Source organism: Streptomyces mobaraensis NBRC 13819 = DSM 40847, from assembly GCF_017916255.1.
Lineage (GTDB): Bacteria > Actinomycetota > Actinomycetes > Streptomycetales > Streptomycetaceae > Streptomyces > Streptomyces mobaraensis.
In genome coordinates, this window is the sequence record NZ_CP072827.1 from 7085191 (window position 1) to 7111885 (window position 26695).

Annotated in this window: 20 protein-coding genes and 1 pseudogene; 9 read left to right on the forward strand and 12 right to left on the reverse strand. The window is 74.9% G+C overall.

The annotated features are described in order from the left end of the window. Positions 1–290 precede the first annotated feature (290 nt). The 3 genes from J7W19_RS30620 to J7W19_RS30630 all read left to right on the forward strand — a co-directional run bounded on the left by J7W19_RS30620 (position 291) and on the right by J7W19_RS30630 (position 4356). Positions 291–1904, forward strand: coding sequence for a phospholipase D-like domain-containing protein (locus tag J7W19_RS30620; protein ID WP_004956185.1), 1614 nt, complete (start codon positions 291–293; stop codon positions 1902–1904). A 205-nt stretch (positions 1905–2109) separates the two neighbouring features. Beyond that, positions 2110–3030 (forward strand): D-alanyl-D-alanine carboxypeptidase family protein, encoded by a 921-nt coding sequence (locus J7W19_RS30625; protein ID WP_004956188.1) that lies wholly within the window; start codon positions 2110–2112, stop codon positions 3028–3030. A 234-nt stretch (positions 3031–3264) separates the two neighbouring features. Further along, on the forward strand, positions 3265–4356 hold the full coding sequence (locus tag J7W19_RS30630; RefSeq protein WP_040892933.1) for an IS110 family RNA-guided transposase: 1092 nt from the start codon (positions 3265–3267) through the stop codon (positions 4354–4356). 85 nt (positions 4357–4441) lie between these two features. Here J7W19_RS30630 and J7W19_RS30635 read toward each other — a convergent pair whose 3' ends face one another. The 4 genes from J7W19_RS30635 to J7W19_RS30650 all read right to left on the reverse strand — a co-directional run bounded on the left by J7W19_RS30635 (position 4442) and on the right by J7W19_RS30650 (position 8987). Then, the gene (locus tag J7W19_RS30635) at positions 4442–5392 is read right to left on the reverse strand and encodes an alpha/beta fold hydrolase (RefSeq protein ID WP_004955805.1); all 951 of its coding nucleotides are present in this window, start codon (positions 5390–5392) and stop codon (positions 4442–4444) included. A gap of 190 nt (positions 5393–5582) precedes the next feature. After that, positions 5583–6827 (reverse strand): wax ester/triacylglycerol synthase domain-containing protein, encoded by a 1245-nt coding sequence (locus J7W19_RS30640; RefSeq protein ID WP_158688841.1) that lies wholly within the window; start codon positions 6825–6827, stop codon positions 5583–5585. Beyond that, on the reverse strand, positions 6824–8068 hold the full coding sequence (locus J7W19_RS30645; protein WP_004955801.1) for a glycosyltransferase: 1245 nt from the start codon (positions 8066–8068) through the stop codon (positions 6824–6826). The genes J7W19_RS30640 and J7W19_RS30645 overlap by 4 nt, the downstream gene beginning before the upstream one ends. A 328-nt stretch (positions 8069–8396) precedes the next feature. Beyond that, on the reverse strand, positions 8397–8987 hold the full coding sequence (locus J7W19_RS30650) for a TetR/AcrR family transcriptional regulator (protein WP_004955799.1): 591 nt from the start codon (positions 8985–8987) through the stop codon (positions 8397–8399). A gap of 145 nt (positions 8988–9132) precedes the next feature. Between J7W19_RS30650 and J7W19_RS30655 the strand changes: the two genes are divergently transcribed. Then, positions 9133–10611 carry an MFS transporter gene (locus J7W19_RS30655; protein ID WP_004955797.1) on the forward strand — a complete coding sequence of 493 codons (1479 nt, stop codon included), beginning with the start codon at positions 9133–9135 and terminating at the stop codon, positions 10609–10611. Between the two features lie 531 nt (positions 10612–11142). Here the strand turns inward: J7W19_RS30655 and J7W19_RS30660 are convergent. Further along, positions 11143–12291, reverse strand: coding sequence for an amidohydrolase family protein (locus J7W19_RS30660; RefSeq protein ID WP_004955846.1), 1149 nt, complete (start codon positions 12289–12291; stop codon positions 11143–11145). 1 nt (position 12292) lies between these two features. After that, the gene (locus J7W19_RS30665; RefSeq protein WP_004955848.1) at positions 12293–13648 is read right to left on the reverse strand and encodes a type I glutamate--ammonia ligase; all 1356 of its coding nucleotides are present in this window, start codon (positions 13646–13648) and stop codon (positions 12293–12295) included. 283 nt (positions 13649–13931) lie between these two features. Here J7W19_RS30665 and J7W19_RS30670 point away from each other — a divergent pair, with 283 nt between their 5' ends. Continuing rightward, the gene (locus tag J7W19_RS30670; RefSeq protein ID WP_004955850.1) at positions 13932–14552 is read left to right on the forward strand and encodes a TetR/AcrR family transcriptional regulator; all 621 of its coding nucleotides are present in this window, start codon (positions 13932–13934) and stop codon (positions 14550–14552) included. Between the two features lie 206 nt (positions 14553–14758). After that, the gene (locus J7W19_RS30675; protein ID WP_004955852.1) at positions 14759–15709 is read left to right on the forward strand and encodes a polysaccharide deacetylase family protein; all 951 of its coding nucleotides are present in this window, start codon (positions 14759–14761) and stop codon (positions 15707–15709) included. Positions 15710–15749: 40 nt separating this feature from the next. Here the strand turns inward: J7W19_RS30675 and J7W19_RS30680 are convergent, their stop codons facing one another. The 4 genes from J7W19_RS30680 to J7W19_RS30695 all read right to left on the reverse strand — a co-directional run bounded on the left by J7W19_RS30680 (position 15750) and on the right by J7W19_RS30695 (position 19792). Then, a complete protein-coding gene (locus tag J7W19_RS30680) occupies positions 15750–16367 on the reverse strand; it encodes a phosphatase PAP2 family protein (RefSeq protein ID WP_004955855.1) in 618 nt (205 codons plus the stop codon). A gap of 49 nt (positions 16368–16416) precedes the next feature. Then, positions 16417–17094, reverse strand: a complete 678-nt coding sequence (locus J7W19_RS30685) for a DedA family protein (protein ID WP_004955857.1) — start codon at positions 17092–17094, stop codon at positions 16417–16419. Positions 17095–17372: 278 nt separating this feature from the next. Beyond that, positions 17373–19124, reverse strand: coding sequence for a carbohydrate binding domain-containing protein (locus J7W19_RS30690; RefSeq protein WP_233478199.1), 1752 nt, complete (start codon positions 19122–19124; stop codon positions 17373–17375). Between the two features lie 272 nt (positions 19125–19396). Continuing rightward, positions 19397–19792 (reverse strand): rodlin, encoded by a 396-nt coding sequence (locus tag J7W19_RS30695; RefSeq protein WP_004948290.1) that lies wholly within the window; start codon positions 19790–19792, stop codon positions 19397–19399. Positions 19793–20587: 795 nt separating this feature from the next. Here J7W19_RS30695 and J7W19_RS30700 point away from each other — a divergent pair. The 3 genes and pseudogenes from J7W19_RS30700 to J7W19_RS30710 all read left to right on the forward strand — a co-directional run bounded on the left by J7W19_RS30700 (position 20588) and on the right by J7W19_RS30710 (position 24048). Continuing rightward, positions 20588–21601, forward strand: coding sequence for an isopenicillin N synthase family dioxygenase (locus J7W19_RS30700; protein WP_004948287.1), 1014 nt, complete (start codon positions 20588–20590; stop codon positions 21599–21601). Between the two features lie 107 nt (positions 21602–21708). Continuing rightward, positions 21709–22993 (forward strand): annotated as a pseudogene (locus tag J7W19_RS30705) (MbnB/TglH/ChrH family RiPP precursor modification enzyme). Beyond that, positions 22990–24048, forward strand: a complete 1059-nt coding sequence (locus tag J7W19_RS30710; protein ID WP_004948284.1) for a TIGR04222 domain-containing membrane protein — start codon at positions 22990–22992, stop codon at positions 24046–24048. Before J7W19_RS30705 ends, J7W19_RS30710 begins: the two are co-directional and overlap by 4 nt. Positions 24049–24064: 16 nt before the next feature. Here the strand turns inward: J7W19_RS30710 and J7W19_RS30715 are convergent, their stop codons facing one another. Together J7W19_RS30715 and J7W19_RS30720 are read right to left on the reverse strand one after the other, a co-directional pair. Beyond that, positions 24065–24853 (reverse strand): putative hydro-lyase, encoded by a 789-nt coding sequence (locus J7W19_RS30715; RefSeq protein WP_004948281.1) that lies wholly within the window; start codon positions 24851–24853, stop codon positions 24065–24067. 96 nt (positions 24854–24949) lie between these two features. Further along, positions 24950–26362: an FtsW/RodA/SpoVE family cell cycle protein gene (locus tag J7W19_RS30720; RefSeq protein ID WP_106429668.1), complete on the reverse strand. Its 1413-nt coding sequence runs from the start codon at positions 26360–26362 to the stop codon at positions 24950–24952. Positions 26363–26695: the final 333 nt, after the last annotated feature.

Consider the following 26695-nt stretch of genomic DNA (forward strand, 5'->3'; position numbering starts at 1 on the left):
CGGCGCCTCGGTGGCGCCCGCGTGCCGCCATGGTCGACGCCCGCCGGGCCGCCGGGCAAACCTTGTTGCGGAAACCGCAAATCCTCCGAGCCGGCGTTCCACGGCGGCCGTCCGGCGGCTCCGGCCGTGTCGAAGAGCCGGCTCGGCCACCCGCTGCCGCGCCGCGGCGGCGCCTGGTAACTTCTGGGAAGTTGATCATCCGTATGTCGTTCGAACGACGTTCAGGCGTACGGACGTCAACCGTTCAGTTCCGTACGGATCCCCGACTCCCCAGTCCGAAGGACGCAGCCTTGCTCCGCCGTTTACACCGCCTCACGCGCCGCGCGACGGTCTCCGCCGTCCTCCTCGCCCTCCTGCCGGCCGGCCCGGCGCTCGCCGCCGGGGACGCGCCCGGCGCCCCGCACCTCGACGCCGTCGAGCGGACCCTGCGCCAGGTGTCCCCCGGCCTCGAGGGCGACGTCTGGCAGCGCACCGAGGGCAACAAGCTCGACGCCTCCGCCGCCGACCCCTCCGACTGGCTGCTGCAGACCCCCGGCTGCTGGGGCGACGCCCACTGCGCGGAGCGCCCCGGCACCAAGCGGCTGCTCGCCAAGATGACCGAGAACATCTCGCGGGCGCGGCGGACGGTGGACATCTCCACCCTCGCGCCGTTCCCCGACGGCGCCTTCCAGGACGCCATCGCGGCCGGCCTCAAGGCGTCGGTGGCCTCGGGCAACAAGCCCCGCGTCCGCGTCCTCGTCGGCGCCGCGCCCCTCTACCACCTCAACGTGCGCCCCTCGGCCTACCTGGACGACCTCCGCGCGCGGCTCGGCACCGCGGCCGACGCGGTCACGCTGAACGTGGCCTCGATGACCACCTCCAAGACCGCCTTCTCCTGGAACCACTCCAAACTCCTGGTGGTGGACGGCGAGTCGGCGATCACCGGCGGCATCAACGACTGGAAGAACGACTACGTCGACACCGCCCACCCGGTCACCGACGTCGACCTGGCCCTGACCGGCCCCGCGGCCTCCACCGCCGGCCGCTACCTGGACACCCTCTGGGGCTGGACCTGCGGCAACAAGGGCAACATCGCCAGCGTCTGGTACGCCGCCTCCGCCGGCGCGTCCTGCATGGCCGATCTGGAGAAGGAGGCCAACCCCAAGCCCGCCGGACCCACCGGGAACGTCCCGGTGATCGCCGTGGGCGGCCTGGGCGTCGGCATCAAGGACAAGGACGCCTCCTCCGCCTACCGGCCGGAGCTGCCGTCCGCCCCCGACACCAAGTGTGTCGTCGGCCTGCACGACAACACCAACGCCGACCGCGACTACGACACGGTCAACCCGGAGGAGAGCGCCCTGCGCGCGCTGGTCGGCAGCGCGGAGAAGCACGTCGAGATCTCGCAGCAGGACCTCCACGCCACCTGCCCGCCCATCGCCAAGTACGACGTCCGGCTCTACGACACCCTCGCGAAGAAGATCGCGTCCGGTGTGAAGGTCCGCATCGTCGTCAGCGACCCCGCCAACCGGGGCACGGTCGGCAGCGGCGGCTACTCGCAGATCAAGTCCCTGACGGAGATCAGCGACGTCCTCCGCAACCGCCTCGCCCTCGTCACCGGCGGCCAGGACCAGGCGAAGAACGCCCTGTGCTCCAACGTCCAGCTCGCGAGCTTCCGGAGTGCCAAGAGCCCCACGTGGGCCGACGGTCACGCCTACCCGCTGCACCACAAGCTGGTGTCCGTGGACGGCTCGGCGTTCTACGTCGGGTCGAAGAACCTCTACCCCTCCTGGCTCCAGGACTTCGGCTACATCGTCGAGGACCGGACGGCCGCCGGGCAGCTCGACGCGAAGCTGCTGGCGCCCGAGTGGGAGTACGCCCAGGACACGGCGATCGTCGACTACCAGCGCGGCGTCTGCTCGCTCTGACCCCCGCGCCGTGCACCGAGGGGCCCCGGTCTTCCGCCGGGGCCCCTTCGTCGTACAACTCGACTGACGGGCACTCCAGTTCGGCATGCGGACGGACGGCCGTACGCACCCCTCACCCGTTCGTGGCGCGATTTCCGGTCGCGCGCGGCGGGGTGCGACCATGCGCTCCTCCCGAACCGAATCAGTGAGCAATCCTGGAGTTTCCATGCCACGACATGGGGGAAGCGCGGCCCGCCGCTGGGCAGCGGTACTCGCCGCGTCCGGCGCGGCCCTGGCCGTCGCGCTCCCGACCGCGTCCCACGCCGCCGACGGCCCCGCGGGCGTCGGCGCCAAGGGCGCGTACCTGCTCGACAGCGGCACCGGAAAGGCGCTGTGGAGCAAGGCGGCCGACGTCCGGCGGCCGATCGCCAGCACCACCAAGATCATGACGGCGGTGGTGGCCCTCGACGGGCGCCCCGCCGACCTCGACAAGCAGGTCACCGTCAAGCAGTCCTACCGCGACTACGTCACCCGTCACGGAGCCAGCACCGCCGACCTGCGGACCGGCGACAAGCTGACCGTGCGGCAGCTCCTCTACGCCCTGATGCTGCCCTCCGGCTGCGACGCCGCCTACGCCCTGGCGGACGCCCTCGGCAGCGGACCGGACGAGGCCGCGCGGACCCGGTCGTTCGTCGCGCGGATGAACGCCAAGGCCGCGGCGCTGGGCCTGCGGAACACGAAGTTCGACTCGTTCGACGGCATCACCGCGGGCGGCGGCTACTCCACCCCCCGCGACCTCTCCGCGCTCGCCCGGCACGCGCTGCGGAACAGCACGTTCACCACGGTCACCAAGGCGTTGAGCACCCAGCAGAAGGCGCTCAACGTCAACCGCCGGTACACCTGGTACAACACCAACAAGCTGCTCGGCTCGTACGAGGGCGTGTTCGGCGTCAAGACCGGCTCCACCCGCGCCTCGGGCCCCTGCCTGGTCTTCTCGGCCCGGCGGGACGGCCGGACGGTCGTCGGCGTCGTCCTCGACGACGCGGCGAGCCGCTACCCGGACGCCGCGAAGATGCTGGACTACGCGTACCACACGCACACCCCGCTGACGCTGCGCCGGCTCCCCGCGGCGGCGCACGAGGACTGACAGTGAGGATGTGACGTGGCTTCTCCGACGGGTCTGACTCACGGACTGACCGACGTCTCGACTGTCTTGTTTGGGATTTGTCGATCCGCTCGGAGGAGCCGCCTCGCACGCGACCGGACGGGCGACCGTGACCTTATAGGAGCTTGGTCAAGAAGCCCCGCCACTGTCTTGTCCGCCCGCCCGGCCGGCGCGTGCCGCCCTACCGGGATCAGCGAGAGGACGGCAGTGACCAGCATGACGGACCAGGCCCTGGAAGTCACAGGCGGCATCGACACCCACGGCGAGACCCACCACGCCGCCGTGGTCGACCGCCTCGGCCGCCACCTGGCCGACCAGGAGTTCGAGGCCACCGGCCCCGGATATCGCAAGCTCCTGGCCTGGCTGCTCGCCCAGGGCACCGTGACGGCCGTCGGCGTGGAAGGCACCGGCGCCTACGGCGCCGAACTCGCCCGCGTTCTGCGCGAAGCGGGACTGAAGGTCGTCGAGGTCGACCGGCCGGACCGCAAAACCCGCAGGCTGAAGGGCAAGTCCGACCCGATCGACGCCTACGCCGCCGCCGTGGCGGTGGCCTCCGGCAGGGCGAGCGGGACCCCCAAGACCCGCACCGGTGTCGTGGAAGCCGTGCGGGCTCTGCGGGTGCCGCGCCGTTCGGCGGTCAAGTCCCGTACCCAGGCAGTCAACCAGGCACGGCAACTGCTGGTCACCGCGCCCGAGAGCCTGCGCGCCCCGCTGCGCGGGCTGACCGCCGCCCGGCTGGCGAAGGCGTGCGCGCGGCTGCGGCCGGGTGACGATCTCGCCGACCCGCTGCACGCGGCCAAGGCGGCCCTGCGCCGGCTGGGCCGGCGGATCCTGGCCCTGACCGAGGAGATCGACGAGCTGGAGGCGGAGCTGAAGACGCTCACCGCCCAGGCCGCCCCCGAGCTCCTGGCCCTGCAAGGAGTCGGCGCGGACGTGGCCGGGCAGCTGCTGGCCACCGCCGGTGACAACCCCGACCGGCTGCACTCCGAAGCAGCCTTCGCCCACCTGTGCGGCGTCGCTCCCATACCGGCCTCCTCGGGCCGCCGGGACCGCCACCGGCTCAACCGCGGCGGAGACCGGGCCGCCAACCACGCCCTGCACACCATCGTGCTCTGCCGCCTGCGCTGGGACGAACGCACCCGCATCTACATGGAACGGCGCACCCAGCAGGGCCTGTCGAAGAAGGACATCATGCGCTGCCTCAAACGCCACGTCGCACGCGAGGTCTACCGCGTCCTCATGCGATCCCTCGACCACCGATCCACCAGCCGACAAACGACTCAAGGCGACCTCACTGAAGCCGCTTGACATCCATAGGAGCATCCGCGCCCGGAACGGCGAGCGGGCCGGCGTCCCCGAGGGGACGCCGGCCCGCTTCGCGTGTTCCCGCCGCTCAGTGCTCCCCGCCCGTGCGGGGCGCGGGCAGGGGGGCCCGCGCCACCCCGGCGCGGCCCCGGCCCCCCACGTGCTCCACCGGATGGCAGTAGTCGAGACCGGTCAGCGGCTCCCCGCCGAAGAAGCGCAGCAGCAGGTCGACGATCTCGGTGGGGCGCTCCAGGTGGACGAGGTGGTCCGCGTCCTTGAGCGCGGTGAACCGGGCGTCGGCGCACCGCGCGGACACCTCGCGGCTGAGCGCCGGAGTGGTCAGCGGGTCGTGCTCGCCCGTCGTCACCAGCACCGGGATCTCCACCGCCGGGCCACCGGGCAGCTCCGCGTGGTCCAGCAACCGCCGCGAGTTCTCCCGGTACTTGTCCACGCCCTCGGTGGTCAGCTTGTTGAGGGCCTGGGTGAGGCAGCGGATGACGACCGGCCGGCGCGCGACCGTGACCCGGGGGTCCCGGCAGACCATGGTGCCGATGACCTGGTCCACGAACTCCGCGTGGCTGCCCCGCTCCAGCATCCGGATGGTGAGCTCCACCTTGGCCCGGACGTGGTCCGTCAGCTGGGCCATCGTGCCCACCAGGGCCAGCCGCTCGGCCCGCCCGGGGTTCCGGCGCACCCACTCGTGGGCCACCGCGCTCCCGTAGGAGGCGCCCACCACGTTGACCGGATAAGGGGCGATCTTCGAGAGGAAGAGGTCCAGGGCGCCGGCGAGGAAGTCGATGCCGTGGTGGGCCGGGAGGCGGTCGGAGGTGCCCCAGCCCGGCAGGTCCACGGTGATGACGCTGGCCGACTCCAGGAGCATCCGCTCCAGCCTGCCCCAGCCGCCCTGGTGCTGGAAGGCGCCGCCGACCAGGACGATGGGCGCGATCCTCGGCTCCGGGTGGTGGACGATCCGGCCGCTGTACCCGAAACCGCCGTATGTAAGCGGAATGACCTCTTCCGAGAGTGCGGTAGGCGTCATCAGAGCCGGTCTCCGTTTCACGATCGTCGCCGCGCGGTGGGGGAGCGTTCCCGCGGCCCGCGCGGCCGGGATCTCGTGGGGTGCCATCCCAGTGAATGGGTGGGGAATGGGTGCCTTCACCAGAGGAACGAGAGCCGATAGGAGGACGTTACTCCTGACGGGCGTCCCATGGCCGGTGCGACCCGGTCGGTCACCGGCCCAGCGCGAGGATCTCCTCGCGCAGCAGGGCGGCGAGCCGGTCGGCGAGCGCGCGCCGGCCGTGATCGGTGATCACCGCGAGCGTCGCACCCGTCGTGTCCCGCGTCATGGTCAGCGCCAGCGGGTGCCCCGGACTCAGCGGCGGCAGCAGCGACAGCCCGGTCAGCCGGGCCGCGCCCAGCGCCAGCGGCCCGGTGCGCTCCGCCAGGCTGCTGCACAGCACCGAGGCGTACAGCGGGGAGTCGACATAGCGGCCGAGCGCGTCGCTGACGGGCCCGTGCCGCCGGGGCGCCGCCGCCACCGCGAGCGCCTGCGCCCGGGCCCGTTCACGCAGCGCCGTCCGCCGGGTGAAGCCGTCCACCGCGGCCAGCCGCCGCCGCGGCCAGCCGGCCACCGGCAGCGGGACGCGGACCGTCGCGTAGTGGTTGCCGAGCACCGCGGCCGCCCCGGGCGGCCGCACGTCCACGGGCACCATCGCGCAGACGCCCGGCAGGAACGGCAGCCGCCCGGTCGCCTCCGCCGCCCGCAGCGCCCCGGCCGCGCCCGCCAGGAACACCGCGTTGGCGGACGCGCGCCCCGACGGCGGCGCGTCCCGGGCCGCGTCCAGTTCGGCGCGGGTGACGCGGCGCCAGGCGACCGCCCGGCGGGCGTCCACCGGACCGTGGAACGGCAGCGGCCGCGCCCGGGGCAGCAGGTCGGACAGGGCGTGCAGCGGCCGGCGGCGCGGCGCCGGGAGGGGAGGGCCGGCCTGCCCGGGTGCGGCCGACGGGCCGTCGAGCAGGTCACGGACCAGGCCGAGCAGCGACCGGCCGTCGAGGAGCGCGTGATGGGCGCGGAGCAGCAGCGCGAACCCGTCCTCACCGGCTCCGCCCGGCAGGAGGTCCAGCCGCCACGGTGGCCGCTCCGGGCCGAGCGGCCGGGCCAGCAGCCGGGCGACGTGCTCCTCCGGCGGCCCGCCCGGCGCGACGGCGACGTGCCGGACGACGTCCGGCCACGCCACGGAGGTCCACCCCGGCCACGCCGGATGCTCCGCGTCCGCGACGGTGAGCCGCAGCCGGCCGTGCCCCGACCAGCGCTTCCCGACGAGCGACCGCAGGCCGTCCGGTGCGGGCGCGGGACCCGTGAAGCGGGCGAGCAGCGCCACGGTCATACAGACGGCACCGCTGCTCTGGTGCCGGTGCAGCCAGGCGTCGAGCGGCGGCATCGGGCTGCCCGCCGCGGCTTCCCGCCCCCTCACGGCGCCATCGCCGCCACCGCCCGCGCCACCGCGCCCGCGCCGTCCTCCCGGGCCAGCCGGCCCGCCAGCTCCGACGCCCGCGCGGCGAACCGGGGTTCGCCGGTCGCCCGGGAGAGCGCGTCCGCCAGCCGGCCGGCCGTCAGCGCGGACGGCGGCAGCGCCCCCGGGCTCACCCCGAGGCGCACCAGGCGCGACGCCCACCAGGGCTGGTCGGTCAGGTGGGGGACCGGGACGGCCGGCACCCCGGCCCGCAGCCCGGCCGCCGTCGTCCCGGCCCCGGCGTGGTGCACCACGGCGGCCGTCCGGGGGAGCAGCCAGCCGTGCGGCAGCGGTCCTACCGTGATCACGTCGTCGTCGTGCACCGAGAGCCCGGCCCAGCCGGCCTGCACGATGCCGCGCAGCCCGGCCCGGCGCAGGGCGCGGGCCATGACGTCCCCGAGCCGCTCCGGGTCGCCGGGCATCATGCTGCCGAACCCGACGAACACCGGTGGCGGCCCGGCCGCCAGGAAGTCCGTGACCAGGGACGGCGGTTGCCAGGACGGGCACTCGTGCGGCCACCAGTAGCCGGCCACCCGCAGCCCGGGCCGCCAGTCCGGCGGCCGGGGGACGACCGCGCGGCTGTAGCCGTGCCAGATCGGCCAGCGGCTCTTCTCCCGTTCCCTGCGCAGCAGATGGACGCTCCGGCAGGACAGGCCGAGCCGCGCGTGCAGCCGCCGGTTGGCCGCCGCGTAGAGCGCGTCGGTCACCGCGTTGACCGCCCGCGCCCGCAGCCGGTTGGCGTACCCGGGCGGCTGCCAGGGGAGGACGCAGGGCGGGAAAGCCGAGGTGGGGGCGTCGGGTTGGAGGAACACGCCCATGCTGCGCACCTTGTGGTACCGGGCCACCACCCGGCCGATGGGCGCGGCGAGGGTGGACAGCAGGACGAGGTCGGCCTTGGGGTCGACGGCCGTGAGCATCCCGTCCACCAGCCGAACGGCGGCCCGTTCGGTGGCGCGCGCGAGGTCGCGCAGGGCGCGCGGCGAACGGCGGCCGCCCTGGAAGGTGTTGTGCGCGGCGAGCAGGTCCTCGAACGGGTCCGGCTCCAGCGGCCGGGTCCGAAGTCCGCAACAGGTCACGGTGCCCGCGAATTTCGCGTGGGTGACGAGCTCCACCTCGTGCCCCTCGGCGACGAGCCGGTGCCCGAGGCCGGTGTACGGGACGACGGACCCCGTCGTGCCCGCGGTGATGATGTCGATGCGCAATGTTCCGGCCTTCCCTGCTCCGGGCCCTCGCCGGCCGCCGGGACGGTCCGGCGTGTCACGAGGCGTGTGCCTGCCGGAACAACGACGCGGCCCCCGGGCGGATACGGCACGGGTGCCACCCTGGGCGCAGGTGTGCGGTTTCCGCGCGCCGGGCGGAGGGCGGGGGCCCGTTGACCTGACATCTCATGACCCGAAGTTCCGCCGCTCGTGGGCCCGTCCGTGTCTCGCCAGTCCCGTCCCTCCCGTCCGTTCTTTCCCGTCCGCCGAATCCGCCGAATCCGCCGCGTCCGCCGCGTCTGTCGCGTCGGCCGCGTCCCGACCGTCCGTGTCACGACCGTCGGCCGCACGTCGGCCGGCCGGCCAGGACGCCGTCGAGCAGCCGCGACAGCGCCCAGGCGAAGTCGGCGCGGGGGTCGTCACCCTGAGGGTGTGCTGTGCTGGTGTGGCCGGTGGGGTGGGAGTTGAGGAGGTGGCCGAGGAGCAGGTTCCAGAGGACGCGGTAGGCGCGGGCGGCCTCGTCCGGCGGGAGGCCCGCCTCGGCGAGGGCGGTGAGGGCGCCGTCGGCGAACGGCGCGGCGGCGTCGACCGTGTGCTCGCCGTCGGCGATGATCCGGGCGGCCCAGGGGTGCCGGGCCAGGTGGTCGTGGGCCGCCAGCCAGTGCTCCCGGAGCCGCTCGTGGAGGTCGCCGGTGTCCGTGCGGCGCGGCAGCCGGACGGCCACGTCCTCGGCGAGCAGGGACAGCAGCTGGCCCCGGTCGGTGATGTGCCGGTAGAGGGACGCCTGGCCGGTGCCGAGCCGTTGGGCCACCTGACGGACCGTCAGAGCGCCGAGGCCGTCCTCGTCGGCGATGCGGCGCGCGGCGGCGACGATCAGGGCCCGGGAGAGCGGGCGCCGGCGGCCGGGGACTGGTGATGTCACGCCGTCACCTTACACAGCGGAGCGTGATGACCCGGGGCTCCGGAATCGCTTGCCCGCGCTATGTACTTAGCTTAGCCTTACCTGACGCGAACGGCGTTCGCATGTGCTCCACATCCCTGCCCCCTTCCCCCTCTTGAGGTATCCCTTGGCCACCTCACCCTCCCGCGGCGGCCCGGCGGGCAACGCGGCCCTCGCCGCGCTCGTGCTCGCGGTCCTCTCCTACTCGCTGGTCCAGACGATGCTGGTCCCCACCGTCGGAGTCCTCCAACGCGACCTGCGCACCTCACCGGCCGCCGCCTCCTGGGCGGTGCTCAGCTCCACCCTGCTGACCAGTGCCGTCCTCACCCCGCTGATCAGCAGGCTCGGCGACCGGCACGGCAAACGCCGGGTCCTCGTCGCCACCCTGACCGTCCATCTGGCCGGCACGCTCGGGGCCGCCTTCGCGTGGGACGTCGCCTCGCTCATCGTGCTCCGCGCGGTGCAGGGCGTCAGCCTCGCCCTGCTGCCCCTGGCCCTCGGGCTCATCCGCGACGTCATGCCCCCGCACCGGGTCGCCGGCGCCCTGGGACTGACCTCCGGGCTGGTGGCGGGCGCCGCCGGCGCGGGTCTGCTGGTCGGCGGGCTGCTGGTCGACCACGCCTCCTGGCGCTGGCTGTTCGCGGCCGGCGCGCTGCTCGTCGCGGCGGCGCTGGCCGCCGTCCTGCGCTGGGTGCCGGAAGGGCCCACGGCCCCCTCCGGGTCCCTCGACGTCCCCGGCGCCGCGCTGCTCGGCGGCGCCCTGGTCGCCGTTCTGCTCGGCCTCACCCAAGGGCCCGCCTGGGGCTGGGCCTCGCCCGCCGTGCTGGGCCTGTTCGCCGGCTGCGCCGTGCTGTCGGCCCTCTTCCTCGCGTGGGAACGCCGCGTCCCGCACCCGCTCGTCGACCCGGCCCTGCTGCTCGGCCCCGCCATCCGGACCGTCCACCTGGGCGCCTTCCTGCTCGGCGCGGTCCAGTTCGTCTTCTACGTGCTGATCCCCAAGCTGGCCGAGGCGCCCTCGGGTCCCGGGGTGCCGGGGGGTTACGGATTCGGCGCCTCCGTCACCGTCGCCGGGCTGATCCTCGTCCCCGGCACGCTGTGCGGACTGCCCGCGAGCGCCCTGGCGGGCAGGGTCGAGGGCCGCTTCGGCGCCCGCGCGCCGCTCGCCCTCGGACTGGCCGTGAGCGCGGCGGGCGGCGCGCTGCTCGCCCTCGAACACCACGCGGTCCGGCACCTCGTGCTCGGCTACGCGGTCATCGGCACCGGCTTCGGCTTCGCCATGGCGGCGTTGCCCCGGATGGTCCACCAGGTCAGCGGCCCGGACACCGGCGCGACGGCCAACGGCGTCAACACCGTCGCCCGGACCGTGGGCGGCGCCGTCGGCAGCCAGCTCGCCGCGGCGATCCTGGCGTCGCGGACCGTGCCGCACACCGCCGTCCCCGCCGCCCACGGCTACACCGTCTCCTTCTGGACGGCGGCCGGCGTCGCCGCCGCGGGGGCACTGCTCCTGCTCACCGGACGTCGGCCGGGCGGCTCCGGATTCCCCACCCCGACGGCGCCCGGCCGGACGCGACGCGCGGACGGAGCGCGGGCCCGGTCCGAGCCGTAGACCGGCCACCGGATTCCCCGCCCCGCCGGCGGCCGCCCGGAAGGACCGCTCTCCGGCCGCGACCGCCGGGCACCGACGCGCGAACCAACCGCCCGTCCGGCCCCGTTGGCCCCGCGGCGCGCTCCTCGCGCCCACCGGTCCGTACCCCGGCGGTGGCCCCGCGGACCCAGCGCGCGGACAACTGCCTGCGCGCCCCCGGCCGTAGACCCACTGCGGGTAACCGCGCCCACGGCTTCCCGCCCCCGGTGGCCGCCGGAGTCGGCGCGCGCGGCCGTCCGCCCGTCCCGGTGCGTGACCGGCGGCGTGTGCCCGGCGGCGGCGCCCGTTCCCGATGTGCGGGCCGACGGTTCGCCGGGAGCCGCGTATCGGCCACCCGGAGTCGGCGCGGGCGATCGTCGGCCCGCCCCGCCCCGGCCCGTGACCGGCGGCGTGTGGCTCGCGTCCACCGGCCCGTGCCCCGGCGGCGGCAGGCGGCCGGCCCCGGCGCGCGGGCCGACGGTTCGCCGGGAGCCGTTACCCCGACCCCCCGACTCAGCGCGCCGACGGACCGTCCGCCCGTCCCAGTCCGTACACCCGCCGCGCGTTCCCCGCGCCCACCAGTTCCGCGACCCGCGCGGCGTCCGCGGCCGACCAGGCGCCGTCGCCCACCCAGGTGGCCAGCAGCCGGTCCAGGCCGCGTCGGAACAGGGCCGCGCCCACCACGTACAGCTCCGGGAGGCCGTACGCATCGGTCGAGAACATCAGCTTGCCGAAGGGAGCCAGCTCCAGGGCCTCCGCCAGTACCGCCTCGGCCCGCGCGCCGCTGTACGACAGGGCCAGTCCGATGTCGGCGTACACGTGCGGGAAGGCGTGGGCCAGGTAGGCGGCGCCCCGGTGGTACGGGTAGCAGTGCAGCAGCACCAGCGCCGAGCCCGTCGGGCGGACCGCGCGGGCGAAGTCGGTGAGCAGCGCCGGGTCGCAGCGGTGCAGCCGCAGGTCGGGGTCGCCGAAGCCGGTGTGCAGCTGGATCGGCAGGCCCGTCTCGGCCGCGGACCACAGCAGGTGGCGCAGCAGCACCGGGTCGGCCAGCCGGTCGCCCGGGGTCCGGTGGGCCAGCCACCGGTCGGCCGCCATCCGCACCTCCGTCCGGCCGGGCGGATTGGGCTCGAAGTCCAGCCCGTAGCGGTACGCGGCCACCGACTTGAAGGCGACGGCCCGTTCGGCGGCCGTCTCCACCGCGTCCGCGAGGCGGGAGAGGAACCGCGCCGGGCCGTCCGCCGTGTCGGCGACGCGCTCGGCCAGCCGCTCCAGCCGGACCACCTCGTGCCAGGCGGCCCCGCCCATCCGGGCCAGTTCCTGAGGGGACGTCAGGTCGCCGGGGATGCCGGTGTCCACCAGGTAGTCGGTGATGCCGGTGGCGCCCAGCAGCCGCCGGGCCGACTCCGCCGGGCCCAGTTCGCGGCGGCGCTCCAGGTACTCGGCGGGCGCGCAGTGCGGGTCGAGGCCCAGCAGCGGCGGGCACCAGCGGCGCACCGCGTAGCCCAACTGGCTGTCGAAGAAGCTGGTGCCGGGCGCGGCGGGCGCGTCCGACTCGCTGAGGAAGGAGACGAACGCGTCCGGGCCGAGGTCGGAGCGGGCCACGCCGTGGCAGTGGTGGTCGACCAGGGCGGGCCGGGCGGGGGGCGGGACGGCCGTGCTCACCTCAGTACCGCCCCCTCGTCGCGGCGGCGAGTTCCTCCGCCGTCGCCCCTTCGTACCGCTCGATCTCGCCGCGCCGGACGGCGGCCACGGCCTCGAAGAGGGGGTCGCCGAGCGCCTCGCGGAGCACCGCGGAGCGGACGAAGCGGTCCAGCGCGGCGGCCGGCGAGTCCGGCAGCCGCTCGTGCCCGACGCCGTGCGCCGGGTCGCCCGCGACGGGCGGCGGGAGCGTTCCGCCGGCGGCGATCCCGGCGAGCCCGGCGGCGAGCACCGCCCCGGTCACCAGGTAGGGATTGGCGGCGCCGTCGAAACACTTCACCTCGGCGTTGGCCTGGTCCTCGGCGTCCGGCGGCCCCGGGATGAACCGGAGGGCGGCCTCCCGGTTCTCCGGCCCCCAGCAGGCGTACGCCCCGGCCCACCGTGAAGGGCGCAGCCGCAGGTGGCTGGCGGGGGAGGGGGCGCCCAGGGCCAGCAGGGCGGGGAGCTCGCGGAGGACGCCGGCGAGGAACGCGGCGCACTCCGCCGTCATCCCGCAGGGGCCGTCACCGCCCCGGCACAGGTTCCGCTCCCCGCGCAGCAGGCTCAGGTGCAGGTGCGCGCCGTTGCCGACGGTGTCCGGGGCGACGACGGGACCGAACAGGGCGTCGAGCCCGTGCGCGAGGGAGACGGCGCGGACCGTCTCCCGGACCAGTACCGCCAGATCGGCCGCGCCGACCGGGTCGGCGGGCGCCACCGACACCTCGAACTGGCCGGGCGTGTACTCCGGATGGAGCTGGAGCACCTCCACGCGCTGGGCGGTGAGGGCGTCGAGCACGTCCCGGAGGTAGTCGGACAGCTCGACCAGCCGGGCCATGCCGTAGGCCGGTCCCGCGCCGGGCGGCCCGCCCGGCCCGGACCCGTCGCGGCGGGCGACCACCCACTCGGTCTCGAACCCCATCCGCAGCCGCAGTCCACGCTCGGCCGCCCGCGCGGCCATCCGGCGGGCGAACCCCCGCTGGCAGCCGGCGTACGGGCGCCCGTCCTGCTCGAACCGGTCGGCGGGCGCCCAGGCCCAGCCGCGCCGGGCGCCCAGCACGGTCAGCCGGCCGAGGTCGGGGAAGAGACGCAGATCGCCGTCGGGACCGCCGGTGTACGGGCTGGTGACACTGGAGTCGTCGGTGAGGTAGACGTCGAAGACGGGTGACATCCCGACGCCCCACCGCGCCGCGTGCGCGAGCCGGGCGGTGGGGACGGCCTTGACGCGGGTGATGCCCGCGTTGTCCACCCAGGTGAGCGCGACGGCCTGCACCCCGAGCGCGGTGAGTTGCGCGGCCTCCTGCCGGGCTGCCGACTCCGCGCGTTCCCGTTCCGGCCTCTGCATGCTGGACTCCTCCGCCGGGGTGCTGAAGGTGGGGCAGGGGTGACGGCGCCCGGTCAGGGTCCGCCGCCTGGATCCTCGGCCGGATTCTTGCGTATTTCACCTCGGCGGGGGGCCGTTCGGGGGAAGCGGCCGGAGCGTGGCGGCCGGTCCGCCGCCCGGTGTGCGGCTCGCGGTCCTCCACCGGTCAGCGAGGGTCGGCGACGGTCGCCATCGGACGTCACCGGTGCGGTGGCCGATCGGATCCGGTCACCCGCCATCTGGCCCGCCCGTGCTATAAAGCCGCATGCCCAAAATCGTCGACCCGGACGAGCGCCGCCGCGCCGTCGCCGAGGCCGTGCTCCGCGTCGTCGCCCGCGACGGGCTGGAGAGCGCGTCGCTGCGCAACGTGGCCGCCGAGGCCGGGCTCGTCGTCGGATCGGTCCGGCACTACTTCGCCGACCACACCGCACTGATCATCTTCGCCATGGAGGAGCTCGGCCGCCGCATCGGCCGCCGCGTCACCGCCCGCGCCGAACCGCTCCTCGCCGCGGAACCCGGCGCCGACGGCGCGGCCCTCGCCGAGGAGCTGTTCGCCGAACTGCTCCCGCTCGACGAGACGCGCCGCCGCGAGGCGGTGGTCTGGCTGGCCTTCACCACCGCCGCCCGCACCCGGCCCGAACTCCGCGCCCGCGCCCGGGAGATGCACGACGGCCTGCGCGCGCTGGCCACGCGCGTGCTCACCGGGGCCCGGGACCGGGGCGCCCTCGCCGGCGGCCTCGACACCGCCACCGAGAGCCTGCGGCTCTGCGCGCTCCTCGACGGCCTCACCCTCCAGGCCGTCCTCCAGCCCGACAGCGTCACCTCCGACGCGATGCGCGCCGTCCTCCGCCGCCACCTCGACTCACTGCGCGCCGCCCGGACCTGAGGCCGCGACGGCCGCCGCGCCCCGGCGCGGTCCGGACGGCGGACCCATCGGTTGCGGGAGCGGATACCTGCCCTGAGGCTGGAGCCAAGATCACCGATCCAGCTCGGGTGCTTGTCCCGGAGCGGGGCTTCTCCGCGTCTGCGAGCACTGGGCGTGAGGTGCCGCACCGGCCGCCCGCCGCCGGCCCGCACCGTTGAGGAGTCAGCATGTCGGAAATCCGTGGCGTCCTCCGGCGCGGCCGCGGACGCCACCGGCGCCGCAAACGGGTGCCGTTGAAGACGGCCGCCGCCGCGGCCGTGCTGGTGGCCGGCTCGGCCTTCGCGGTGAACGCGGTGGACGACCGCCCGGAGTGCGAGACCCAGGCCCGGCCGGGCGGCGCGCACGACGACCACCGGCACGGCACGGCCATGGGCACCTGCGGCACCCGTCCCACCGCCGCCCACGACCACCGCCCCGAGGGCCACGGCGCCCCCGAGGGCGCCGGCCACCCCCCGGCCGGCGGCCGGCAGGCCCCGGCCCTGACCCCCGAACCGGCTGCCGGCTACGACCGGGAACGCTGCGGCAACACCTCCGGCCGGGTGCTGCTCTCCCTGGACGACTGGGCCTACAGCGACCCCGAACGGGCCACCCGCATCGGCGCCCAGCTCCAGGCCCAGGGCGTCCGCGCCGCGTTCTTCCTCATCAACAAGTACGCCTCCCAGTACCCGCAGATCACCGCGACCCTCCGGCAGCAGGGCCACTGGGTCGGCAGCCACACCTGGTCCCACCGCCAGCTCACCCGGCTGACCGACCAGGAGCTCCAGGACGAGCTGCGCAACGGCCTCCCCGGCAACTTCCTGCGCCCGCCCTACGGCGACGCCGGCCCGCGCGAGACGGAGGTCGCCGCCTCCATCGGCCAGCGGGTCTGCAACTGGACGATCGACACCTACGACTGGCAGCAGTCCGACGGCGCCTTCCGCGACGCCGAGGCGATCCGCACCACCGTCCGCGAGGCCACCGCCGAGGAGAAGAACAACGGGGTGATCCTCGGCCACCTCTTCAGCAACTTCCCCGACGCCCTCTCCGGCATCATCAACGACCTCCGCGACCAGGGCTACCAGATGTGCCGCAACACCGGCCCGACCACCGACCAGGTCCCGTACCCCCTCCAGTGCTGACCCCCTCGGCCATGGCCCCCTCGGCCACAGAAAGCGGCCGTCACACGGACGACAGCAGCAGGGCGCGCAGCGGACCCTTGCGCGCCCGCGCCACCCAGGGCGCGCCCCGCGCGGCCGACACGGTCAGCGGCGCGGCCAGGGCGACGCCGACCAGCGCGCCCGCCGCCACGTCGTGCGGGTAGTGGGCGCCCACCCAGACCCGGGAGGCGGCCATCATCACCGCGGCTGGGACGGCGCCCGCCGCCAGCACCCGGTCCACCACCCAGAGCGCCGCCGCCGCGGCGAAGGCGACGGCCGCGTGGTTGCTGGGGAACGACCAGTCGCCCGGCGCCGGACACGCCTCCAGCGTGAACCGGCCCGGCAGCGACCGGCACGGCCGGTCCTCCCGCACCAGCTCCTTGAGCGCCACGTTCACCCCGTACGCCAGGGCCACGACCAGTGGCACGGCCAGCGCCCGCGCCATCACCGGGGCGTCCGCCCGGCGCGCCCGCCACCAGGCCGCCAGCATCAGCGCGGCGAACGCCGTCAGCCCGAGCGTCGACCAGGCGGACGCGGTGTCGTTGAGCAGCCAGGGGGCGTCCCGCGCCGCCCGGGTGACGGCCGTGTAGAGGCCGCCGTCCAGGCCCGATCCGTCGAAGGCCAGCGGAGTGACCGTCATGTCCCCTCCCTCGTGGCTGCCGCCGTGCTCGTCCGCCCGCCCCTACCCGCTATCCGCGCCCGTCACCGCGCGGACCGGCCCCCGCCCGGCGGCGGGCGCGCAGCAGTTCCACGGCGAACGGCAGCAGCGAGAGCGCCACCACCGCCGCGACCAGCGGCAGCAGATACCGGTCGACGTTCGGGACGACGGACCCCAGGGCGTACCCCGCGAGCACCAGCCCGGCCGTCCACACCAGTCCGCCGGCCACCTGCCACACCAGGAACACGCGCCCCGGCACCGCCAGCGCCCCGGCCAGCGGGTTGAGCACCGTGCGCACCACGGGTACGAACCGGGCCAGCACCACCGCGCGGGCGTGCCCGTACCGGCCGAGCAGCTCCTCGGCCCGCGCCGCGCCGTCCAGCAGCCGCCGGTTGCGCGAGCGGGCCAGCAGCGTCCGGCCGCCGCGCCGCCCGATCAGATAGCCGCACTGGGCCCCGGCCAGCGCCCCGGCCGCCGCGCACACCAGCACTTCGGCGAGGGCCAGGCGCGGCCCGGTGTGCGCCCCCGGCCGGCACAGCAGTCCGGCGGTGAACAGCAGGGAGTCCCCGGGCAGGAAGAAGCCGATGAGCAGACCGGTCTCGGCGAACAGGACGACGGCCACCCCCACCGCCCCGAAGGACGACAGCAGGGAGGAGGCGTCGAGGAGGTCGACGGCGAGGGCGACGGGCGGAGCGGGGGCGAACGACACGGCTGAGCGGCCTCCGGCGGTCGAGGGCGGTGGCCCGCCCGTCGCGACGGTACGGGCCGGGCGGTTGCGCGGCGGTGGACGGTCTACGCGACTGTAGACGATCCGGGGCGGCCGACGGGCGCCTTGACCGACTCCATACGGGGCCCGGCCGCGTCCGCGCGCGGGGGCGCGCACCACCCGGCCGGGGGTCCTCGGACCCGTCCGGGTGACGCGCGCCCGCCGGGGAACGGCGCGGGGCCCGCCGGACGGCCGGCGGGCCCCGGGTACCGGACGGCGGGTCAGCCGAGCGCGATGTCGTCCGCGAGGACGGCCCCCTGCCCGTACCAGCCGTGCACATAGACCGTCACCCGGCCGGTGGAGTCGGTCGTGAAGGGCACGGACAGCCGCGTCCAGTCGCCGGCGGACGCCCAGCGGCTCGCGGTCGCCCCGCCCGAGACGCCGAGGAACGCGTAGTCCCCCCGCACCCAGCCGGTGAGCGTGTACGAGGTGGCGGGGGAGAGGGTGGGGGTCTGCCGGCACTCGCCGGTGCCGCCGCCCGTCGGCGCGGTCCGCAGCGCGTATGTTCCGCCGTGCACCGGGCTCTTGACCACCGACGCCCCGTCGTCGCACGTCCACGGCCCGGTGCCGCCCGACTCGAAGTCGCCGTTGACCACCCGGCCCGGCGTGCCGGAGCCGGTGACGGTCAGGGTGAACGACGCCGAGTGGCTCCCGGAGGGTGCGGTGCCGGTGACGGTCACCGGGTGGGCGCCGGGCGCCGCGTCCTTGGCGACGGTGAACGTGAGCCGCGCCGACTCGCCGGCGGTCACCGACGACGGGCTGAACTCCGCCGTCACCCCTTTCGGCAGGCCGCTCGCGGACAGCCGCACGGTCTGCGCCGGTCCGGACACCGCGCGCGTGGTGACGGTCGCCGCCGCGCTGCCGCCCGGCGGCACGGAGGCCGCGCCGGGGGAGACGGCGAGGGAGAAGTCCTGCTCGGTGGACCCGCCGCCGGTGAAGGGCGCGAAGGTGTGGGTGAAGTACCAGGTGTCCTGGACGATCCCCGAGCAGGTGTCGGATCCCTTGGTGCCGGGGCAGCCGCCGTTGTCGCGCTGGAGGGCCCAGAACGAGAGGGTGTTGATGCCCTTGCCGACGGCCCAGTCGTAGACCTTGGCCGCGTCCTGGGTGGTGAAGGTCTCGGCGGGCCCGTAGTCGTCGATACCCGGCATCTCGGTGACGCCGACCATCGCCCACCGCTGGGCGTCGCTCTTGTCCGGGTACAGCCCGGCGAGTTGGGTGTGCAGGCCCTCGGCGGCGGTGATGGTGTCGGCGGCCATGTCGTGCTGCGCGCCGTCGTAGTAGTCGAACGTCATGATGTTGACGACGTCCACCCGGGTGCCGTTGTCGACGGCGTTGCGCAGGACGGCGAGCCCGCTGTCCGCCGGCCCGTGGGTGGTGGTGGGCAGGGTGTACGAGATCTGCACCGTGCGGCCGTTGGCGGCGGCCCAGTCCTGGACCTTCTTGACCGCCTTGTTGCGGCGGTCGATCCCGGCGGCGTTGGTCAGCGAGTTGTCCTCGATGTCCAGGTCGAGCCGGGTGACGTCGTAGGTGGTGATCACCTTCTCGAACGCCTCGGCGATCCGGTTCACGTCGGTGCAGCTGTCGGCGAGTTCGGTGCCGCCGTTGTCGGCCGCGTACCCGCCGAAGGACGGTATGACGTCCCCGCCCCGGGCGCGGATGGCCGTCACGTCGGAGCCGAAGACGGAGATGTCCACCGGCTTGCCGGTGTCGCCGTTCCAGTAGGGGGTGCAGGAGCCCTTGGCCTCGGTCTGGAGGAAGGCCAGGGTGAGGTGCTTGGCGCCCGACTTCTCGGCGAGCGCGGCCGGGCTGTCGGAGCCGTAGGTCTCGAAGTAGGGCGCGAAGACCCGCGGGGGTAAGGGGGTGGCGGCGGTGGCGGCGGTCGCCGTGCCGGCGCCGCCGAGGGAGAGTCCCGCGCCGGCCCATGCGGTGGCCAGCACGGCCACCACGGCGCGGACGGACAGACGTCGTCTCAACGGATGCTCCCGGTGACTGAGGTGTGCACGAGGTGGGGGCGGTTGCGCGCTGAACATCGTTGGACTGGACCAGAGTTGCGTCAAGGGGCCAGGAACCGGGAATTCCCGCGGTCCCGCCGCGGGGAATCCCCGTCCGGGCCGCGATTTCCACCGGCCCGCCCGGCGGGCGCGGAAAGCCGTTCCCGCCGGGCGGGCACGGAAAAGGGAATCCCCCCGGTTCCGGCACGGATGCCGGAACCGGGGGGATTCCCCTGGAACCGCGGGGGCTTACGTCAGCCGTTGGCGGAGCCGTTGCCCGACAGGATCGGCAGGTCGTCGAGGATGTGCGACAGCGGGTCGTCGCCGTCGTTGATCGTCGAGTTGTCGGTGCACTGCTGCTCCTGCTCCGAGGAGAGGATCGGGATGTCCTGCAGGCCGATGTTGAGCAGGGCGACGATGTTCTGGATGTTGGCCCGGCCGAGGCCGATGCAGAGCTTGTTGAGCGAGCCCTGGACCAGGCTCATCTGCGGGCTTTCCTTGCCGCCGGTGTGGGTGTTGCCGTAGCCGGTCTTGGCGCCGTTCGCGTTAGCGGTGTCCTGCTCGTCGCCGGCCCATGCCATCGCGGGAGTGGCCATGGCGCCGATTGCGGAAGCCGTCACCGCGGCCGTGGCGATTGCCTTCTTGAGCACGTCTATGCCTTTCGATCGAAGAGGTTTTTTCCCGCTGGGAAGCGAACTGAGTAACTGTGACCGTTTTGGGAAGTTCCGGGAGTTCACTCATTCGCCCCATCGCCCCATCGCCCCATCGCCGCTCGTCGGGGCGGGTGCGCGGAGCCGCCGCGGCCGTTCCGTCCACCCCGCGGGGGTGGTCGCCGGTGGGGAACGGTCACCGGGAGACGCCTGTGGGTGACGCTGTCCGGACGCTGCGCGTCCGGCTGGTAGCGTGCAGTGCGCGGCGGGTCTTCCGGCCGTCGGCCCGCTCGGACGGCGCCCCCACGCGACGCGCCGGGCGGGCCTGCCACACCTCGCGCGGGCCCGGGGCCCACTGGGGGGAGCCCTCCGGGGGGTCGCCGTCCGGCATCCTCTTCGCCCAGGTCAGCGGGTGTGACGAGGGGGACACCGAGAACCGCTCGGCGGTCGTATACCCTCGTTCGTGTGAATCTGCTTGTAAAGCGACGCCACGTGGACTTCCTGCGCGTCACGAGCATGTCCTGTCGCCTCTCCGGCTGACCCGCGCCTCCTGCCGCCCGTCCGTTCCGACCGGGCCGGGGCGCTCTCCGCGCTGACCCCGCGCGTCTTCCGCGCGCTTCCCCAGCGCTTCTCACCTCGCTTTTCGCATCGTTTTTAAGCACCGCTCGCACTTCGCACCGGGCATCCGTCCGTTCCGGCTCCGCGCGCCCCGCTCCGCCCTGCCCGTCTCCGGGCGGCGGTGCGGGACGCGCGGGGATCACGGGCGTACCCGGGCCCTCACGCTGTGGACATCTCATGAACGACAAGCTCCCCGTCATCGACCTCTCCGCCGCCTCCGGCGCCCCCGAGGACCGCGCCCGCCTCCACGAGGCGCTGCACGCCGCCGCCCGCGACGTCGGCTTCTTCCACCTGACGGGTCACGGCATCGGCGACGACGAGACCGCCGCCCTGATGCGCACCATGCGCGCCTTCTTCGCCCTGCCCGAGGCCGACCGGCTCGCCATCAGCAACCTCAACTCCCCCCACTTCCGCGGCTACACACGGATCGGCGACGAGCGCACCGGCGGCAGCCGCGACTGGCGGGACCAGCTCGACATCGGCGCCGAGCGCGAGCCCCACACGCCCGCCGCCGACGAGCCGGGCTACTGGTGGCTGGACGGTCCCAACCAGTGGCCCGCCGCCCTCCCCGAGCTGCGCACCGCCGCCCTGCACTGGATCGACCGCCTCAGCGCCGTGGCCGAGCGGCTGCTGCACGAGCTCCTCGCCGCCATCGGCGCCCCGGCCGACTTCTACGACGACGCCTTCGCCGACCGCCCCCACCTGCACCTCAAGCTCGTCCGCTACCCCGGCAGCGCCCCCGACGGCTCCGGGCAGGGCGTCGGCGCGCACAAGGACTACGGCTTCCTCACCCTGCTCCTCCAGGACGAGGTCGGCGGGCTCCAAGTGGAGGGCCCCGACGGGGAGTTCCATGACGTCCCCCCGCTGCCCGGCGCCTTCGTCGTCAACCTCGGCGAGCTCCTCGAAGTGGCCACCAACGGCTACCTCAAGGCCACCAACCACCGCGTCGTCAGCCCGCCCGGCGCCCGCGAGCGCTACTCCGTGCCGTTCTTCTACAACCCGAGGCTGGACGCCCGCATCGAGCCCGTCCCCTTCCCGTACGCGCACCGCGCCCCCGGCGTCACCCAGGACGCGGCGAACCCGCTGTTCGCCGAGTACGGCCGCAACGAGATCAAGGGCTGGCTGCGGGCCCACCCGGGCGTGGCCCGGCGCCACCACCCCGACCTGCTGGCCCCGACGCCCGTGGGGTGATCTGGATCACTCTATGGCCCCCTCCCGTTTTCCCCGGCGATTTATAAGGTGAGCGAGGGGAATCACCCGGGGTCCCTGAGGCCCCGGGGCTGTGGGGGGTGGGGATCATGAATGTTCCAGGGACACTGGGGACGGGGATCGGCTGGCGGCCGGAGATCGCGGAGGACATCGCGGCGCTGCCCGGCGTCGACTGGGTCGAGGTGGTGGCCGAGAACCTGTGCCCCGGCCACCTGCCCGAGCCGCTGAGCCGGCTGCGCGCCCGCGGCCTGCCGGTCGTGCCGCACGGCGTCTCGCTCGGTCTCGGCGGCGCCGAGCGGCCCGACCTCGCCCGGCTCGCCGACCTCGCCGACCTCGCGGAGGCCCTCGGCTCCCCGCTGGTCAGCGAGCACATCGCCTTCGTACGGTCCGGTGGCGGGCTGCTGCCCTCCCACCGCCTGGAGGCCGGGCACCTGCTGCCCGTCCCACGCACCCGCGACGCCCTCGACGTCCTCTGCGCCAACGTCCGGATGGCCCAGGAGGCACTGCCGGTCCCGCTCGCGCTGGAGAACATCGCCGGCTATCTGACCTGGCCCGACGAGGACTTCACCGAGGGCGAGTTCCTCGCCGAACTCGTCGGGCGGACCGGGGTGCGCCTCCTCGTCGACGTCGCCAACCTGCACACCAACCACGTCAACCGCGGCGAGGACCCGTCCCGCGCGCTGGACGAGCTGCCGGTGGAGGCCATCGCCTACGTCCACGTGGCCGGCGGCCTCGAGCGCGACGGGGTGTGGCACGACACCCACGCCCATCCCGTCGGCCCGCCCGTCCTCGACGTCCTCGCCGACCTGTGCTCCCGCGTCACCCCGCCCGGTGTGCTGCTGGAACGGGACGACGACTTCCCCTCGGCGGACGGGCTGGCGGCCGAACTCGACGCCGTACGGGCCGTGACGCACCGGGCGGCCGACCGTGTCGGCTGACCTCGACGCCGCCCGCCGGCGGCTCGCCCGCGCCCAGCACGACCTGCTCTCCGCCCTCGTCGAGGGCACCCCGCCGCCGCCCGGGTTCGACCCGGACCGGCTGGCGGTGCAGCGCGACGTGCTGCTCACCAAGCGCCTGCGCGTCGTCGCCAAGGTGGCCCCGGAGCTCACCGGTGTCCTCGGCGGCCGGTACCGGCCGCTGTTCCTCGCCTACGCCGCCGGCCGGCCCATGGAGCACGGCTACCGGCGGGACGCCCGGGACTTCGCCCGTCACCTGCTGCGCACCGCGGCGGTCTCCGGCGAACAGGCCCGGCGGCTGGCGGAGTGGGCGGCCGCGTCCGACGGGAAGAGCGCCGGGGCCGGGCCGCTGCGCCGGCTCACGGCGGCCCTGTCCGTCCGGCGTACGACACGCCGACCGAAAGGCGGTGACCGATGATCTTTCTGCTGCTGCTGACCGTGCTGACCGTCGTAGCACCCTCGCTCTGGGTGCTGCGGCTGTGGTACCTCGGCCATGGCGACGTGCCGCCGGGGACCGAGCTCGACCGGTTCGACCTCGCCTATCTGACCGGTGGCGCGGGCCGCGTCGCCGACACCGTGATCACCGCGATGCAGCAGGACGGGCGGGTCACCGTGGACGGCGGCCGGGTCACGGTCGTCAGTCCCGTCTCGCGGGACGCCCTGGAACGCGCACTGCTGCGGCACTGCGGTACCGACTGGGCCCGATCGCTGCGGAAGCTCCGCCGCGACCTGCGCGAGGGCCCGGCCGTCCGGGACCTGCACCGGTCGCTGGTCGAACGGGGCGTGCTGCTGCGGCCGGACGTCCAACGCTGGTGGCCCCGGGCGATCGGGGCCCAGCTGCCCGGGCTGGTGCTCACCGGCGCCCTCGCCCTGGTGATGTTCCGACCCGCCTCGATCGCGGCCCTCGCCCTGGTCGGGTGCGGCGTCACGGTACGGCTGCTGTGCCGGCCGGAGAAGACGCTGATGCCCTTCACCGCGGAGGGCCGCCGGGTGGCGCTGGAGCGGATCGGCGCGCCGCCTTGGGACGAGTCCGACCCGGCCCGCCACCCGGAGGGCGCCGCGGGTGTGGTCGCCGTCGGCGGGACGGGCGCGCTGCCCGACGGCCGGCTGCGCCGGGAGTTCGAACGGGCCGCCAAGGGGGAGCGGGTGCCTTCGCGGCGGTCGCGGAACGGCCGGGGCCGCGGGAGCTCCTCGGGCTCGGGTACGACCGCCGCGTCCTCACCATCCTCGTCGGCCTCGTCGTGGTCCTGCGGCGCGGTGCTCGTCGTCGGGGCCTCCTGCGACAGCGGCACCTCACGTGACTCCGGCGGCTCGGCCGGGCACACCGGGGGGCTGCTCTGCTCGTCCGGTTCCGGTTGTTCGTCGTCCGGCTCGTCGTCCGATTCCTCGTCGGGGTCGAGCTGCTCGTCCGGGTCGAGCTGTTCGTCGAGCAGTTGCTCGTCGTCGAGTTGCAGCAGTAGCAGCTGCTCCTGAGGGGCGGCGGTCGCCGTCACAGCACCCGGTACTCCTCGTCGCGGACGTCCGTGACGAGCATGTGCCCGGGCGCGTGCGTGATCGCGAAGGGCGGCGCGGAGGCCGCCAGGGCGGCCTGCGGGGTCACGCCGCAGGCCCAGAAGACGGGCACGTCCCCGTCCAGGGCGGCGCACGGGTCGCCGAAGTCCGGCCGGGCCAGGTCCGCGATGCCGAGCTCCGCCGGGTCGCCCGCGTGCACGGGCGCGCCGTGCACGGCGGGCATCAGCGCGGTCAGCCGGTGCGCGGTCTCGACCAGGCCGGCGGGGACCGGGCGCATGGACACCACGAGCGGCCCGCGGAGCCGGCCGGCCGGGCGGCACTGACGGTTCGTCACGTACATGGCGACGTTGCGGCCCTGCTCGACGTGGCGCAGCGGCACGCCCGCCGCGCGCAGGGCGCCCTCGAAGGTGAAGCTGCACCCGATGAGGAACGCGACGAGGTCGTCCCGCCAGACGTCGGCGACGTCGGTGGGTTCGGCCACCGGCCGGCCGTCGCGCCAGACGCGGTACCGGGGCAGGTCGGTCCGCAGGTCGGCGCCCGGGGCGAGCGGGGTGGTGACGCCGCCCGGCTCGGTGACGTCGAGGACCGGGCAGGGTCGCGGGTTGCGCTGGGCGAAGAGGAGCACGTCGTATGCCCAGTCGGCCGGGACGGCGATCAGGTTGGCCTGGGTGTGGCCGTCCGCCCAGCCCGCGGTGGGCTCGGCGCGGCCGGCGCGGAACGCGGCGCGGGCCGCGGCGGGGGTGGTGGCGTGCGGGGGTGTGCGCATGGACACCTCGCCGGTGTGGGGTGGGCGGTGGTGTCAGACGACGATAGGGATTGTTGAACAACTAGGCAAGGGGGCGAACGGGCAGGGGAGTTGGGGCTATCGGTGGATCATCTGTGTCGCCTGCTCGTCCACTCCGGCCGCCTCCGGGCCCGGGTCCGGCCGGCGGGCCGCGTCGCTGATCTTGAGGAGGAGGCCGACGAGCACCCAGGTGGCGACCTGGGACGAGCCGCCGGAGGCGAGGAACGGCAGCGCCTTGCCGGTGAGCGGGATCAGGCCGGTGACCCCGCCGGCGACCACGAACACCTGGAGTGCCAGGGCCCCCGACAGCCCGGTGGCGAGCAGGGTGCCGAACGCGTCGCGGGCGCCGAGGGCCGTACGGAAACCCCGCTCGACGAGGAGGGCGTAGAGCAGCAGGACGGCCATCAGGCCGGCGCAGCCCAGCTCCTCGCCGACGGTGGTGAGGATGAAGTCGCTGCGGCCGGCGAAGCCGATGAGGTCGGAGTGGCCGCTGCCGAGCCCGGTGCCCAGGACGCCGCCGCTGCCGAAGCTGAAGAGCGCCTGGGCGGACTGGTCGGAGATGATGCCCGGCGGGCGGGGCGTGTCCCAGTAGGACATCGGGTGCAGCCAGGCGGAGACGCGGCCCTTCACATGCGGCTCCAGGCTGCCGACCACCGCGGCGCCCACGGCGAACATCAGCAGGCCCGACACCACCCAGCCGCCGCGCTCGGTGGCCGCGTACAGCATGACCACGAACAGCCCGAAGAAGATCAGCGAAGTGCCCAGGTCCCGTTCGAAGACCAGGACCAGCAGGCTCAGCAGCCACACGGCGGCGATCGGCCCGAACTGCCGCCCCCGGGGCAGCGGGAAGCCCAGGACGCGACGGCCGGTGAGGGCCAGCGCGTCCTTGTGCTGGGTCAGGTAGCCGGCGAAGAAGACGGCGATGCCGATCTTGACGAACTCGCCCGGCTGGAAGGAGAGCGCGCCCAGCCGGATCCAGCGCTTGGCGCCGTAGGTGTCCGCCCCGAAGAACGCCGGGGCCATCAGCAGCACCAGCGCGCCGAACACCATCACGTAGGTGTACCGCCGCAGCCGGCGGTGGTCCTTGAGCAGCGCGGGCACGGCCACGCAGACGGCGAGGCCGATCACGCTCCACAGCCGCTGGTTGCCCTCGGTCGGGGCGGCGTGGAACCGGACGGCGTACGAGAAGTCCAGGCGGCGCAGCAGGACCAGCCCCAGCCCGCTCAGCGCCACCGCCAGCGGCAGGATCAGCGGGTCGGCGTACGGCGCGAACCGGCGGACCACCAGGTGCCCGGCCCCGGCGGCGGCCGACAGCCCGGCCGCGTACGGGATCAGGTCGTCCGGCAGCCGGTCGGCCGTGGCCAGCCCCACGCAGGCGTGGCCGAACAGGGTGAGCAGCACCGCGAAGCCGAGCATCAGCAGTTCCGCCCGGCGCGCGGGCGGCGCCTCCGGCCTCGCCCGTCCCGTGGTCCTCCTGCCTACCGCGCCCATGCGTCCCTCGGCTTCCGTGCGACCGTCGTCGTGGGGCGTGGCGGCGCCGCGCCCTCCGAGGAAGAGGCCGTCGGCGGCCGAAGGGTTGCCGGACCGGCGGCAGGAGGCACCAACTCTGTCACGTCACCGGGTGGTTGAAGGGGCGTCCGTTTACGGCCGTTGTGCGCGGGGGTCCGGGAGGTGCCGATGGCCCGTGCCACCGGCCGTTGCCCGGCCGGGCGGCGGCCGTGACCTCCGCGAAGGGCGGGCGGCGGCTCGGTGCGGGGGTGCCGTTCCGGGGTGCGGGGCGGCCGGGGGAGGCGTCCCGGGGGTGACCGGTTTCCCGTGCGTCCC

What these genes read in the sequence shown, in the direction of transcription:
- J7W19_RS30625 (WP_004956188.1), top strand. Translation starts at nt 2,110, where the DNA reads ATGCCACGACATGGGGGAAGCGCGGCCCGCCGCTGGGCAGCGGTACTC.
- J7W19_RS30630 (WP_040892933.1), top strand. Translation starts at nt 3,265, where the DNA reads ATGACGGACCAGGCCCTGGAAGTCACAGGCGGCATCGACACCCACGGC.
- J7W19_RS30635 (WP_004955805.1), bottom strand. Translation starts at nt 5,392, where the DNA reads ATGACGCCTACCGCACTCTCGGAAGAGGTCATTCCGCTTACATACGGC.
- J7W19_RS30665 (WP_004955848.1), bottom strand. Translation starts at nt 13,648, where the DNA reads ATGCAGAGGCCGGAACGGGAACGCGCGGAGTCGGCAGCCCGGCAGGAG.
- J7W19_RS30670 (WP_004955850.1), top strand. Translation starts at nt 13,932, where the DNA reads ATGCCCAAAATCGTCGACCCGGACGAGCGCCGCCGCGCCGTCGCCGAG.
- J7W19_RS30675 (WP_004955852.1), top strand. Translation starts at nt 14,759, where the DNA reads ATGTCGGAAATCCGTGGCGTCCTCCGGCGCGGCCGCGGACGCCACCGG.
- J7W19_RS30680 (WP_004955855.1), bottom strand. Translation starts at nt 16,367, where the DNA reads ATGACGGTCACTCCGCTGGCCTTCGACGGATCGGGCCTGGACGGCGGC.
- J7W19_RS30700 (WP_004948287.1), top strand. Translation starts at nt 20,588, where the DNA reads ATGAACGACAAGCTCCCCGTCATCGACCTCTCCGCCGCCTCCGGCGCC.
- J7W19_RS30710 (WP_004948284.1), top strand. Translation starts at nt 22,990, where the DNA reads ATGATCTTTCTGCTGCTGCTGACCGTGCTGACCGTCGTAGCACCCTCG.
- J7W19_RS30715 (WP_004948281.1), bottom strand. Translation starts at nt 24,853, where the DNA reads ATGCGCACACCCCCGCACGCCACCACCCCCGCCGCGGCCCGCGCCGCG.
- J7W19_RS30720 (WP_106429668.1), bottom strand. Translation starts at nt 26,362, where the DNA reads ATGGGCGCGGTAGGCAGGAGGACCACGGGACGGGCGAGGCCGGAGGCG.